The 13,101-nt window shown below is 74.8% G+C and carries 13 protein-coding genes; 9 read left to right on the top strand and 4 right to left on the bottom strand.

Features of this window, described 5'->3' with window-relative positions:
* Nucleotides 1–33 precede the first annotated feature (33 nt).
* Entirely contained in the window at nt 34–978 is a 945-nt protein-coding gene (locus EV562_RS13280; protein WP_133886985.1) for a hypothetical protein, read from the bottom strand.
* Nucleotides 979–1,062: 84 nt separating this feature from the next.
* Between EV562_RS13280 and EV562_RS13275 the strand changes: the two genes are divergently transcribed.
* Nucleotides 1,063–1,500, top strand: a complete 438-nt coding sequence (locus EV562_RS13275) for a DUF4442 domain-containing protein (protein WP_115741022.1) — start codon at nt 1,063–1,065, stop codon at nt 1,498–1,500.
* Between the two features lie 81 nt (nt 1,501–1,581).
* Nucleotides 1,582–2,217: a DedA family protein gene (locus EV562_RS13270; RefSeq protein ID WP_133886984.1), complete on the top strand. Its 636-nt coding sequence runs from the start codon at nt 1,582–1,584 to the stop codon at nt 2,215–2,217.
* 61 nt (nt 2,218–2,278) lie between these two features.
* Here the strand turns inward: EV562_RS13270 and EV562_RS13265 are convergent, their stop codons facing one another.
* A complete protein-coding gene (locus tag EV562_RS13265; protein WP_133886983.1) occupies nt 2,279–2,815 on the bottom strand; it encodes a gamma carbonic anhydrase family protein in 537 nt (178 codons plus the stop codon).
* A gap of 106 nt (nt 2,816–2,921) precedes the next feature.
* On the opposite strand from EV562_RS13265, the gene EV562_RS13260 reads away from it, so the two are divergent.
* The 3 genes from EV562_RS13260 to EV562_RS13250 all read left to right on the top strand — a co-directional run bounded on the left by EV562_RS13260 (nt 2,922) and on the right by EV562_RS13250 (nt 5,176).
* Nucleotides 2,922–3,728 carry an acyltransferase gene (locus EV562_RS13260; RefSeq protein ID WP_133886982.1) on the top strand — a complete coding sequence of 269 codons (807 nt, stop codon included), beginning with the start codon at nt 2,922–2,924 and terminating at the stop codon, nt 3,726–3,728.
* A 274-nt stretch (nt 3,729–4,002) separates the two neighbouring features.
* The gene (locus EV562_RS13255) at nt 4,003–4,575 is read left to right on the top strand and encodes an XRE family transcriptional regulator (protein ID WP_166661746.1); all 573 of its coding nucleotides are present in this window, start codon (nt 4,003–4,005) and stop codon (nt 4,573–4,575) included.
* A 43-nt stretch (nt 4,576–4,618) separates the two neighbouring features.
* Nucleotides 4,619–5,176 carry a YbaK/EbsC family protein gene (locus EV562_RS13250; RefSeq protein ID WP_133886980.1) on the top strand — a complete coding sequence of 186 codons (558 nt, stop codon included), beginning with the start codon at nt 4,619–4,621 and terminating at the stop codon, nt 5,174–5,176.
* Between the two features lie 234 nt (nt 5,177–5,410).
* On the opposite strand, the gene EV562_RS13245 is transcribed toward EV562_RS13250, so the two are convergent.
* Nucleotides 5,411–6,634: a 4-hydroxybenzoate 3-monooxygenase gene (locus EV562_RS13245; protein ID WP_133886979.1), complete on the bottom strand. Its 1,224-nt coding sequence runs from the start codon at nt 6,632–6,634 to the stop codon at nt 5,411–5,413.
* Nucleotides 6,635–6,849: 215 nt separating this feature from the next.
* Nucleotides 6,850–7,257, bottom strand: a complete 408-nt coding sequence (locus tag EV562_RS13240) for a CoA-binding protein (protein WP_133886978.1) — start codon at nt 7,255–7,257, stop codon at nt 6,850–6,852.
* A 150-nt stretch (nt 7,258–7,407) separates the two neighbouring features.
* On the opposite strand from EV562_RS13240, the gene EV562_RS13235 reads away from it, so the two are divergent.
* The 4 genes from EV562_RS13235 (at nt 7,408) to EV562_RS13220 (ending at nt 13,081) form a co-directional block, all read left to right on the top strand.
* Nucleotides 7,408–8,121, top strand: a complete 714-nt coding sequence (locus tag EV562_RS13235) for a hypothetical protein (RefSeq protein ID WP_166661745.1) — start codon at nt 7,408–7,410, stop codon at nt 8,119–8,121.
* 71 nt (nt 8,122–8,192) lie between these two features.
* Nucleotides 8,193–8,819, top strand: coding sequence for a YigZ family protein (locus EV562_RS13230; RefSeq protein ID WP_133886977.1), 627 nt, complete (start codon nt 8,193–8,195; stop codon nt 8,817–8,819).
* Between the two features lie 105 nt (nt 8,820–8,924).
* Nucleotides 8,925–10,088, top strand: a complete 1,164-nt coding sequence (locus tag EV562_RS13225; protein WP_133886976.1) for an exonuclease SbcCD subunit D — start codon at nt 8,925–8,927, stop codon at nt 10,086–10,088.
* A complete protein-coding gene (locus tag EV562_RS13220; RefSeq protein ID WP_133886975.1) occupies nt 10,085–13,081 on the top strand; it encodes an SMC family ATPase in 2,997 nt (998 codons plus the stop codon). The genes EV562_RS13225 and EV562_RS13220 overlap by 4 nt, the downstream gene beginning before the upstream one ends.
* Nucleotides 13,082–13,101: the final 20 nt, after the last annotated feature.

Raw genomic sequence — 13,101 nt, 5'->3', positions numbered from 1 at the left:
GCCCTTGTCAGGGACGTACCGAAACGAGGCGGGCTAGGAGTCCGACGGGGTGTACTCCCTGACGGTGGCCAGGATCTTGCGGACGGTGGCGTCGGGCACCTCGTCGGCGACGCCCGCGGCGCCGAAGAACGACCACGAGACCAGGTCGCCGTCGGCCGACGTGAAGGCGAAGGTGGTCGCCTTGCCGTTCACGTCGCACTTGTCCTGCTTCGCCACCCCCGAGGACCGTGAGGTGGCGAGGCTGCCCCGGATGCCCGAGGCGGTCGTGAAGGACGTCACCGGGCCGGTCGCGACCTTGTCCCGGTCCGGCTGGGTGTAACCGCCGTAGACCCAGGCCGCCGAGTCGGTGCGGGCTATCTCCTCGGTGCTGCGCGCACCGTTGTTGCCGCGGGTGCCCGCACTGGCCAGGGGCGTGTAGTCCACCGAGCCGTCCCGGTCGTCGTCCGACCCGCACCACTCCTCCTCCAGGACGGCGGGTGCCTTCATGCCGACCAGCGGCTTCTCCTGGGGGTCGTCGTCCTCCGACACGTAGGTGACCCAGTCGCGCGCCTGCGGCACCCAGGTGGCCGGTACGTCGAAGGCGAGGCCGCGCTCGGGGTTGGCCACGACGGTCCAGCCCTCGACGGTGGCCTTCGGCGAGCCGTCCCCACCGCGCGGGTTGTCCGCGGGGGACGCGGCCGGGGAGGTCGCGGTGGGGCCGGGCCCGGCCTCGGCGTCCTCGTCGCCGCCCCACAGGACGACCCCGGTCACGGCGGCGGCGACCGCCACGACCGCGGCGGCGACGATCGCCACCACCTTGGTACGGCCGCTGCCGGGTCCCGGTCCGGCCGGCCCGCCGGAGGCGACCGTCGGTGTGTTCCAGGGGGCGGGCTGCTGCTGCCCGCCGTACGGCGACGGCTGACGGTAGCCGGGCCGCTGGTACGGGTTCGGCTGCCGGGGGTCGGGTCCGCCGGCGGATGACTGCTCTCCTGGCCACATGGGCGCTCAGCATACGGCGATCTTCACAGATGCCTGGTCCTGGAAGCTACTCACGGGTAACCTGCCTCCATGAGCGCAGACCAGATGTCGATCGGCGAGTTGCTCGCCGCCACGGTGCCGATGGTCAGGACCCTGAACCTCGAGTACCTGGAGACCACCCCGGAGAAGGCCGTCCTGGCCCTCCCGGACCAGAGCGAGTACCGCAACCACGTCGGCGGACCGCACGCCGGAGCCATGTTCACGCTGGGCGAGTCGGCCAGCGGCGCGATCGTGCTGGCCGCCTTCGGCGACCAGCTCAGCCGCGCGGTGCCGCTGCCGGTCACCGCGGAGATCGCCTTCAAGAAGATCGCCCTCGGCCCGGTGACCGCCACCGCCACGCTCGGCCGCCCCGCCGCCGACGTCGTCGCCGAACTGGACGCCGGCAGCCGCCCGGAGTTCCCGGTGAGCGTCGCCATCCAGCGCGAGGACGGTGCCGTGACGGGTGAGATGACCGTCATATGGACGCTGCGACCCAACAGCTGAGCCGCGTCGACCCGGTACGCTTCCCGGTGCGCCTCGACCGAGGCGCACCGGGAACAGGTATCCGAAGCGGAGGGTGGGGCGTTGCACGTCCAGGAATGGCTCGACACGGTGCCCGCGGTGGCCGTCTACGCAGCCGTCGCGCTGGTCATCGGTCTGGAGAGCCTGGGCATCCCGTTGCCCGGCGAGATCATCCTGGTGTCGGCGGCCCTGCTGTCGTCGCAGCACGGCGGGATCGACCCGCTGGTCCTCGGCATCTGCGCCAGCGCGGGCGCGGTGATCGGCGACTCCATCGGATACGCCATCGGCCGCAAGGGCGGCCGGCCCCTGCTGGCCTGGCTGGGCGGGAAGTTCCCCAAGCACTTCAGCGAGGGGCACGTGGCCACCGCCGAGCGGTCCTTCCAGAAGTGGGGCATGTGGGCCGTGTTCTTCGGCCGCTTCGTCGCCCTGCTGCGCATCTTCGCGGGCCCGCTGGCCGGTGTGCTGCGGATGCCGTACTGGAAGTTCCTGATCGCCAACGTCCTCGGCGGCATCGTCTGGGCCGGCGGCACCACCGCCGTCATCTACTACGTCGGCGTGGTCGCGGAGGACTGGCTCAAGCGCTTCTCCTGGCTGGGCCTGGTGGTGGCGGTCCTGATCGGCGTCGCCTCGATGCTGGTCGTCAAGCGCAGGGCGGGCAGGGCCCAGGCGGAGCCCGAGCCCGCGACCGCCGGGGACTGAAGCGCCCCGCGGAGGCGGGGGACCGCGCGAGCCACCGCGGCCACCCCGCGCGCACGGCGTGCTACAGAACCTCCCCCAGCGCATCCCGGTGCTGCCCGGCCAGCGCCGCGTACATCGTGCCGTTCAGCGTGACGCCCTGACGCTCCTCCTCCGTCAGCTCCCGCCTCACCTTCGCCGGCACCCCCGCCACCAGCGACCCCGGCGGCACGCGCATCCCCTGCGGCACGAGTGCCTGGGCGGCGACCAGTGAACCGGCGCCGATCACCGCGCCGTTGAGGACCGTGGCGCCCATGCCGATCAGGCAGTCGTCCTCGACGGTGGCGCCGTGCACCACGGCGTTGTGCCCGATGGAGACGCGCTCGCCGACGGTGACGGGGAAGCCGGGGTCGGCATGGAGCGTGCAGTTGTCCTGGACGTTGCTGCTCGCGCCGACCGAGATCCGCTCGACGTCGCCGCGCAGCACCGCGCCGTACCAGACGCTCGCTCCCGCGTGCAGCGTCACGTCCCCGACGACGGAGGACGTCGGTGCCACGAAGGCCTCGGGGTCCACCTTCGGGTCCTTGCCGCCGATGCCCGTGATCAGCGCCTTCTGCGTCATTTCGCCTCCTGCTCGGGTGTTGTACGGCACCGTACGCCACCCGGTGGGGTGAAGATCACAGCACGGTGCCGTCCTGGCCGCGGTGCGCGCGGACTACCGTGAGCGGGTGCCCCACCGCAAGAACACGTTCTCGTCCTGGCGGAGCCGCCTCGCCCAGCGGGCCGTCCACGCGGGCTGGGCCTGGGTGCAGCGCACCGGCTCCGTCACCGCCGCGCACCCCGGGCGCTTCCGCTTCGGCGCGCTGGGCACGGGCACCCGGCTCGCCTTCCCGCTCGGCACGGTCTTCGGCGAGCCCTGGATCCACGTCGGCGCCCACTGCATCATCGGCGAGCAGGTCACGCTGACCGCCGGCCTCATGCCCGACCTCGACCTCGGCCCCGAGCCGATCCTGCGCATCGGCGACGGGGTCGTCCTCGGCCGCGGCAGCCATGTCATCGCCGACACCACCGTCACCATCGGCAGCGACTGCTACTTCGGCCCGTACGTCTACGTCACCTCCACCAACCACTCCTACGACGACCCGCACCAGCCCATCGGGAAGCAGTGGCCGCGGATGGACCCGGTGGAGATCGGCACCGGCTGCTGGATCGGCACCGGCGCGGTGATCCTGCCCGGCGCGCGGATCGGGCGGAACGTGGTCGTGGCCGCCGGTGCCGTGGTCCGGGGCACAGTCCCCGACCACGCCGTGGTGGCGGGCGCCCCCGCCCGCGTCGTACGGCGCTGGACACCCGCCGAGGGCTGGCAGCCGCCGCTGCGGACCCCGGCCCCGGTGCCGATCCCCGACGGGATCACGCCGGGACAGCTGCGGGAGCTGTCCAAGCTGGACGACGAGGCGGTGGCCAGGCTCGCCGCGCTGGACGAGACCCCGGAACGGGCGCCGGGCAGACTCGCGGAACCGGCCGCCGAGGGCTGACGGGCCGGGGGCCGAGGCGCCCCCGGCGCGCGGTTCGCAGCGTTCACCGTCGGGTCCGCGGTACGGCCGCGACCGTGACGGGGCGTGCTCAGGTGTCCGGGCGGTCGGCCGTCGGCGGACAGCGGCCGGGTGGCCGGGGCCGCCGGCGCTGTCATGAGCCGGTCGCGTCGCAGTACAGTTCGGTGGACCTTCCGGTGCAGTCGACCGTGGTTCACCGCGCTGCACCCTCTCATCCACCCTCATGCACGCACCTGTACGAGTCCCTGGACGGAACGTGGCGGACCTCGACCTGCTGACCCATTCCCTGGCGCGCAACGTCAAGCGCTGGCGCGCCGAGCGCGGCTTCACGCTGGAGGCGCTGGCCGCGCGCGCCGGTGTCAGCCGGGGCATGCTCATCCAGATCGAACAGGCGCGCACCAACCCCAGTCTCGGCACCGTCGTCAAGATCGGCGACGCGCTCGGCGTCAGCATCACCACGCTGCTCGACTGGGAGCAGGGCCCCACGGTCCGCGTCGTCCCGGCCGAACAGGCCGTGCGCCTCTGGCACACGGACGCCGGGAGCTTCAGCCGCCTCCTCGCCGGGGTGGAGGCGCCCGGCCCGCTGGAGATGTGGGAGTGGCGGCTGATGCCGGGCGACAACAGCCCCTCCGACCCGCACCCCACCGGCACGGTCGAGCTGGTGCACGTCACCGCCGGGGAACTCACCCTCACCGTGGACGGGACCGCTCACCGCGTGCCGACGGGTGCGAGTGCCTCCTTCCCGTCCGACACCCCGCACACGTACGGCAACGAGGGCGACGGACCGATGGACATGATCATGGCGGTCTCGGTGCCGCCCGTCCGCTGAGACGGCCGATCGCCGCACCGCGCGCCGTTGCTAGCGTGCCGCCATGCACGCACCCATCGGGAACTTCGACAGCGCCACGCCCGCCCCGGACCGCCTCGACGACCTGACCCGCCCGGTCGCCGACGCCGTACGGCGCTGGAGCGGAACCGTCCCGGCCGACCAGATCCTCTACGTCGACACCGAACCGGAATGGGCCGACACCGCGACCTTCGTCGAGCACTACGGCCGTGAGCTGCTCGAACAGTCCGCCAACTGCGTGGTCGTCAACGGCAAGCGGGGCGCCGGCACGACGCTCGCCGCCTGCGTGGTGCTCTCCACCACCCGGGTCGACGTCAACGGCGTCGTGCGCCGTCACCTCGGTGCGCGCAAGGCCTCCTTCGCCCCGATGGACACGGCCACCGGCGAGACCGGCATGGAGTACGGCGGCATCACGCCGATCGGCCTGCCCGGCGACTGGCCCGTGCTCGTCGACTCGGCCGTCGTCGACCTGCCGTACGTGCTCGTCGGCAGCGGACGCCGGCGCGGCAAGCTGCTCGTGCCCGGCAAGGCCTTCGCGGAGCTGCCCGGCGCCGAGGTCCTGGACGGTCTTGGCACCGCCTGACCGTCCCGCGGGCGCGTGGTGGACGAACGCCAGGAAAAAGGGCACCAGGCCGTGTACTCCCTGCCCGACGGGAAGCCACGCCGTCCGGCAGGCGTCGCGCTGAACGCGGCCGGCCACCGGCTCGGCGACCGGCCGCCGTACGGCTGAACGGCCTGGTCTGGCGTGACGCTGAACGGCCCGGCCACCGCCGTGCCGTACGGCGGCCTGGCCCGGCGTGCCCGTCCGGCCGGGCGCTCAGCCGGTCGTCCGCACGCCGAGGTACCGCTCGGCGAACTCCGCCGCCGCGACCGGCGAGGAGAACAGGCGGTGCAGCCGTGCCCGGGCGGCACCCGCGCGGAAGGCGTCCCCCGACGCCGTGCCGTGGTACATCTCCGCGAGCCACCGGGAGAACTCCTGGTAGTCCCACACCCGGGCCAGGCACGCTGCCGAGTAGCCGGACAGCGCCGAGTCGTCGCCCTTCGTCAGGGAGGCGACCAGCCCGTCGCCGAGCAGGAAGGCGTCGTGCAGAGCGAGGTTCAGGCCCTTGGCCGCGACGGGCGCGGTCAGGTGGGCCGCGTCCCCGGCCAGGAAGAGCCGCCCGAACGCCATCGGCTCCACCACATAGCCGTGCATGTCCAGCACGCGCTTCTCGATCAGCCGCCCCTCGCGGAGCGGCGGTGCGTCCTTCGCGTCGAGCCGTGCCCGCAGCTCGGCCCAGACCCGTTCGTGCGGCCAGTTCTCCGGGTCGTCGCCCGGCGGACACTGGAGGTAGTAGCGGGTCACCTCGGGGCCGCGCGCCATGTGCCCGGCGAAACCCCGTGGATGCATGCCGAACACCACGCACTCCGAGGACGGCGGCGCCTCGGCCAGCAGCGCCAGCCAGCCGACGCCGTAGTCGTGGCGGGCGATGCGGGCCCGCCCGGCAGGCAGCGACGCCCGCGTCACACCGCGCGCACCGTCGCAGCCCGCGACGAAGTCCGCCTCCACGACCTGGCGTTCACCCGAGTGCGGGCACACGTACGACACCGACGGCCGCCCGGACCCGGTCCCGTGCAGGCGCACCTCCCGCACACCGAACCGGATCTCCCCGCCCCGCACGTCCGCGTACTCCCTGACCAGGTCCGTCACCAGGAACTGCTGCGGGTAGAAGTAGTGATGACGTCCCGTCAGCTCCGTGTAGGCGAAGCGGTACCGCTCACCGGCGAAGCGGAACTCGCACTCGGTGTGCGTCTGTGTCTGCCGCAGCAGGGTTTGGGCCAGCCCGCGCCGCTCCAGACCGCGTACGGCCCACTCCTCGATGACCCCGGCCCGCGGTCGGCGCTCGACGAACTCGCGGGTCTCGGTCTCCAGCACCAGGCAGTCGACGCCCGCGGCGCGCAGGATGTTGCCGACGGTCAGTCCGGCGGGACCGGCACCCACCACGACGACGGGAAAGCGCCGTGGCGCGGCGGAGCCGGCGTGGGGGGAAGGCGTGGGCACGCGCACATTATGACGGCGGGGCGACTCCACGGGAACGGCGGGGACGCCCTCGTGCGGGAGAGGACGGGGCGGCCCCGCCCCGCGGCCACCGGCGCCCGCGGTGAGCGGGGCGACAAGGCCGAAGAGCGGTCGGACCACCGAGGGGGCCCGGCCGCACTCCACCGGCGTGCGCGGTACACGGACCGGGAAGCCGCCCGGCTGATCAGCCCAGTTGATCAGCCCAGTCGCGGGATCTCGATGGCCGGGCAGCGGTCCATCACCATGTCGAGACCCGCGGCCCGGGTCCGGTCGTACGCCGCCTCGTCGACCACGCCGAGCTGGAACCAGACGGCCCTCGCGCCCTTGGCGACCGCGTCGTCGGCGACCGCTCCGGCCAGCTCGCTGTTGACGAAGACGTCCACGACGTCCACGTCGAACGGGACGTCCGCGAGCGAGGCGTACCCCTGCTCGCCGTGCACCGTCTCCGCCTTGGGATGCACGGGCACGACGCGCTTGCCGAAGCGCTGCAGCACCTCGGCGACGCCGTACGCCGCGCGCTGCCGGTTGTTCGACAGGCCCACCACGGCCCAGGTGTCGCCCAGCTCGGTGAGGATCTTGCGGACGGTAGCCTCGTCGCCGTACACCGGTGGCCTCCTCGCACTCCGGGCGGCCCGCGGATCGGGCCACCCGGTCGGGACAACGGACGGCGACGTGCCGGGATTCCCGCCCTCCGGAAGTGCGGCCGGCGAGCGCGCCCCGGTGCGCCGCCGCCCCGCCCCGCCTACGCTCGCCTCGTGCTGCGCATCATCGACGCCCGTACCGGAGAGACCGTCCCCGCCGCGCCCGCCCGGCGCGCGCCGACCCGTGTCGAGGCGCACGTGCCGGGGCGTGACGGCACCGCCCTGCGCGTCCTGCTGGTCGCGGACCTGCTGGTGCGCGCCCTGGAACTCGACGGCACGCCCGTGTGGGCGGTGCTGACCGGCGCCGCCGGCGGGGACCGGCTGCGTGAGGACGCCGCCGCCCTCGGCGTCCGGCCCTTCGAGGACGCCGCAGCGGGCCACGGCCCCGGCGCCGGGCAGGGCGTCCGCGTGCGGGGCGACGGCGGGGACGCCCCGGACGCGGCCACGGTCGCCGTCGGCCCCGTGCACCCCGCCGCCCTCGATCTCGCGGACCCCGACGCCGTGCGCCTTGCCCTGCTGGAACGGCACCACCACGCGCGCGTGGAGCTGGACGCGACCGCGCTGGACGCGTCCCGGGCCACCCTCGCCCGCCTGCGCCGCGCGGTCGCCGACTGGGCCCGGCAGCCCTCGCGACCGGTACCGGCCGAGGTGCGCGACCGGCTGCGGGCCGCCTGGGAGGAGGACCTGGACGCGCCCGCGGTGCTGAGCGTCCTGCACCGGGTGGAGACCGACCCGGACCTGCCGGACGGAGCCCGGTTCGAGATCTTCGCGTACGCCGACCGCTTCCTCGGCCTCCACCTCACCCGGGACGTCGGGACCGCACCGTGACGCCGGACGTCACCGCGGGCCGCGGCGGCGCCCCCGGCAGGTGCGCCGCGACGAGCGCATAGGCTGGCCGGATGCAGGACGAGTACCGCACCGTCGCCCGCGCGGGTGTGCACGAGACCGAGATCAACCGCTCGCGCTTCCTGTGCTCCCTCGCCCCGGCCGCCACCGAGCAGGACGCCCAGGCGTTCATCGCGGGCGTCCGCAAGGAGCACGCGGACGCCACGCACAACTGCTGGGCGTACGTCGTGGGGGCCGACGCCGCCGTCCAGAAGGCGAGTGACGACGGAGAGCCGGGCGGCACCGCGGGCGTCCCGATGCTCCAGATGCTGCTGCGCCGCGACATGCGGTACGTCGTCGCCGTCGTCACCCGCTACTACGGCGGCGTCAAGCTCGGCGCGGGCGGGCTGATCCGCGCCTACGGCGGCGCGGTCGGCGAGGCCCTGGACGACCTCGGGACGCTCACCCGGCGCCGGTTCCGCCTCGCCACGGTGACCGTCGACCACCAGCGGGCCGGCAAGCTCCAGAACGACCTGCGCACCGCGGGCCGCGCGGTGCGCGACGTGCGCTACGCCGAGGCCGTCACGATCGAGGTCGGCCTGCCGGAGGCCGACGTGGGCGCCTTCCGCTCCTGGCTCGCGGACGCCACCGCCGGATCCGCCGGGTTCGAGCTGGGCGGAGAGGCCTACGGGGACGCGTGACAAGTCGGACAACCAGGTCGTAACGGGGCGTGGTGCGGTCGGTGCGAGGGGCGAAACGGGAGTTACCGCCCGGGCTGTCGGACCCTCCCGTTAGTCTCGGGGGTCATGCGACTCCTGCACACCTCCGACTGGCACCTCGGCCGGGCGTTCCACCGGGTGAACATGCTCGGCGCCCAGGCCGGGTTCATCGGCCACCTCGTCGAGACCGTGCGCGAGCACGCCGTCGACGCCGTGGTCGTGTCGGGAGACGTGTACGACCGGGCGGTGCCGCCGCTCGCCGCCGTCGAGCTGTTCGACGACGCCCTGCACCGCCTCGCCGACCTCGGCGTACCGACGGTGATGATCTCCGGCAACCACGACTCGGCCCGCCGCCTCGGTGTCGGCGCCGGGCTCATCGACCGGGCCGGCATCCACCTGCGCACCGACCCGGCGGGCTGCGGCACCCCCGTGCTGCTGTCCGACGCCCACGGGGACGTGGCCTTCTACGGGCTGCCGTACCTCGAACCCGCGCTGGTGAAGACCGAGTTCGGCGTCGAGAAGGCGGGGCACGAGCCGGTGCTCGCCGCCGCCATGGACCGGGTGCGCGCCGACCTCGCCACGCGTGCGCCGGGCACCCGTTCCGTCGTCCTCGCGCACGCCTTCGTCACCGGCGGCGAGCAGAGCGACAGCGAGCGGGACATCACCGTCGGCGGCGTCGCCGCCGTGCCCTGTGGCGTCTTCGACGGCGTCGACTACGTCGCGCTCGGGCACCTGCACGGCTGCCAGACCCTCACCGGCCGCGTCCGCTACTCCGGCTCCCCGCTGCCCTACTCCTTCTCGGAGCACATGCACCGCAAAAGCATGTGGCTCGTCGACCTGGACGCCGAGGGGTCGGTCACCGCCGAGCGCGTCGACTGCCCGGTCCCGCGGGCGCTGGCCCGGCTGCGCGGCACGCTGGCGGACCTGCTCGCCGACCCGGAGCTGGCCGCGCACGAGGACGCGTGGATCGAGGCGACCCTCACCGACCCGGTCCGCCCGGACGAGCCCATGGCCCGGCTCACGGAGCGGTTCCCGCACACGCTCAGCCTCCTCTTCGACCCCGAGCGCGCCCCCGACGAGCCCGGCGTGTCCTACGCCCGGCGCCTCGCCGACCGCACCGACCAGCAGATCGCCGAGGACTTCGTGACCCACGTGCGCGGCGCCGGGCCCGACGGCCGCGAACAGGGCGTGCTGCGGGACGCCTTCGACGCGGTGCGCGCGGACGACACCGTGCGGGAGGTGGCCCGGTGAGGCTGCACCGGCTGGACATCACCGCCTTCGGACCCTTCGGCGCCTCGCAGAGCGTCGACTTCGACGACCTCTCGGCCGCCGGACTGTTCCTGCTGCACGGCCCCACCGGCGCCGGCAAGACCTCCGTGCTCGACGCCGTCTGCTACGCGCTGTACGGCTCGGTGCCGGGCGCCCGGCAGGGCGGCGGCCAGGGCATGACGCTGCGCAGCGACCACGCGGCCGTCGGCACCCGCACCGAGGTGCGCCTCGAGCTGACCGTCGCGGAGCGCCGGCTGGAGATCACCCGGCAGCCGCCCTGGGAGCGGCCGAAGCTCCGCGGCAAGGGCACGACCGTCGACAAGGCCCAGACCTGGCTGCGCGAGTACGACGCGACGAGCCGTGCCTGGAAGGACCTCAGCCGCTCCCACCAGGAGATCGGCGAGGAGATCACGCAACTGCTCGGGATGAGCCGCGAGCAGTTCTGCCAGGTGGTGCTGTTGCCCCAGGGCGACTTCGCGCGCTTCCTGCGCGCCGACGCGGAGGCGCGCGGCAAGCTCCTCGGCCGGCTCTTCGACACCCGGCGGTTCGCCGAGGTCGAGAAGCACCTCGCCGAGCGGCGCCGTACGACCGAGGCCCGGGTGCGCGAAGGGGACGCCGCGCTGCTGGCCGACGCGCACCGGATGCAGCAGGCCGCGGGCAGCGCCATGGAGCTGCCCGAGCTGGCGCCGGGCGACGCGGGCCTGGCGGAAGCCGTCCTCGAAGCCGCCGCCGTCGCCCGTTGCACCGCGCGGGAGCTGCTTGCGGTCGCCGACTGCCGGCTCACGGCCGCCGAGTCCGCCCAGGCCGCCGCCGAGCGCGACCTGGCCGACGCCCGCGAACTCGACCGGCTGCAACGCCGGTTCGCCGAGGCACGGGAGCGGGCCGCACGGCTGGCGGAGCGCGCCGACGAGCACCGCGGTGCGCAGCGGCGCATGGAGCGGGGCCGCAAGGCCGAGGCGGTGGCACCCGCGCTGGAGCTGCGGGAGACCGCCGACGCCGAACACCGGGCGGCGGCGGCAGCGGAAGAGGCCGCGCGCCTCCCGCTGCCGCCGGCCCTCGCCGAGGCGGGCGCCGCGGGACTCGCCGCCGCCGCACGCCGGGCCGCCGAGGAGCTGGGCGGCCTCGAAGCCGCCCGACGCGCCGAACACCGCCTCACCGCACTGGTCGAGGAGCGGGCCGGCCTCGACCGCCAGGAACGCGCCGACGACGACGTCCGCCAGGAAGCACGGGCCTGGCTCGCCGACTGGGAAACCGTTCGCGGCACGATCCAGGGCCGCGTCGACGCCGCTCAGCAGGCCGCGACCCGGGCCGAGCAACTCGCCCTGCAACGGGAGCCGGTCCGGCGGCGGCTCGACGCCGCACGGCAACGGGACCGGCTCGCCGACGAGACCGAAGAGGCGCGGCGGCAGGCGCTCGCCTCGGCCGAGGACGCCGTCGCAGCCCGCGCCCACTGGCTCGACCTCAAGGAACAGCGGTTGCACGGCATCGCCGCCGAACTCGCCGCGAACCTCACCGACGGCGTCCCGTGCACGGTGTGCGGTGCCACGGAACACCCCGCGCCCGCCCGCAAGGCCGCGGGCCACGTCGACCGCGAGGCGGAGGAGCGCGCCCTCGCCGCCTACCAGGCCGCCGACGAGCGCCGCGCGGACGCCGAACGGCACCTGGGCGCCGTACGCGAGGCACTCGCCGCGGCCACGGCGGAAGCCGGTGACGCACCCACCGCACGGCTGGCCGAAGAGGCCGAGGACCTGGAGCGGGAGTACACCCGGACCCGGGCGACCGCCTCCGGGCTGCACGCGGCGCAGGAGGAGCTCCGGAGGGCCGAGCGCGAGCGCGAGCAGCGCGCCGCCGCCCAGCAGCAGGCCGCCGTGCGGTCCGCCTCCCGGATCGCGGCACGGGAGCGACTGGAGGGCGAACAGGCCACTCTGGAAGAGGAGTTGACGCGGGTACGGGGTGACGCCGAGAGCGTGGCGGCGCGTGCCGCGCAGGTGGAGCGGCAGGCCGCGCTGCTGACCCGGGCCGCCGAGACCGCCCGTGCCGCCGCCGACACCGCGCAGCGGCTCAAGGACGCCGACGCCCGGCTCGCCGACGCCGCCTTCCGGGCCGGCTTCGACACCCCGGCGCAGGCGGCCGACGCGCTGCTCGACGACACGGCCCACCGCGAGCTGCAACGACGGCTCGACGCCTGGCAGGCCGAGGACGCTGCCGTGCGCGCGGTCCTCGCCGAGGCGGACACCGCTGACGCGGCCCGGCGGGCACCCGCCGACCCCGACGCGGCGCAGCGGGCGGCAGCCGACGCGGCCCGGCGCCTGCGCGAGGCGGCCTCGGCGCGCGACGCGGCCGCCCGGTGCTGCGCCGAGCTGGACCGGCTGTCCGCCCACGCCACCACCTCCGTACGCGGGCTGGCCCCGCTGCGCGAGGAGCACACCCGGGTCGCCCGCCTCGCCTCCCTCGCCGCGGGCACCTCGGCGGACAACGAGCGCCGGATGCGCCTGGAGTCCTACGTGCTCGCCGCCCGCCTCGAACAGGTCGCCGCCGCGGCCACCGCCCGGTTGCTGCGCATGTCCTCGGGCCGCTACACCCTCGTGCACTCCGACGACCGCACCGGACGCGGCCGCAGCGGCCTCGGCCTGCACGTCGTCGACGCCTGGACCGGCCGCGAGCGCGACACGGCCACCCTGTCGGGCGGCGAGACCTTCTTCGCGTCCCTCGCCCTCGCGCTCGGCCTTGCCGACGTGGTCACCGACGAGGCGGGCGGCGTCCGCCTGGACACCCTCTTCATCGACGAGGGGTTCGGCAGCCTCGACGACCAGACCCTCGACGAGGTCCTGGACGTCCTCGACGCGCTGCGCGAGCGGGACCGCAGTGTCGGCATCGTCAGCCACGTCGCCGACCTGAGGCGCCGCGTCCACGCCCAACTGGAGGTCGTGAAGGGGCGGTCGGGATCGGTACTGCGGCAGCGGGGAGCCGGCTGAGCGCCCCGGCGGCTCCCGCG

The sequence above is a fragment of the Streptomyces sp. BK208 genome, from assembly GCF_004364245.1.
GTDB lineage: Bacteria > Actinomycetota > Actinomycetes > Streptomycetales > Streptomycetaceae > Streptomyces.
Note: the sequence above shows the minus strand (reverse complement) of the source record. Positions and strands in the feature narration are given on the sequence as shown.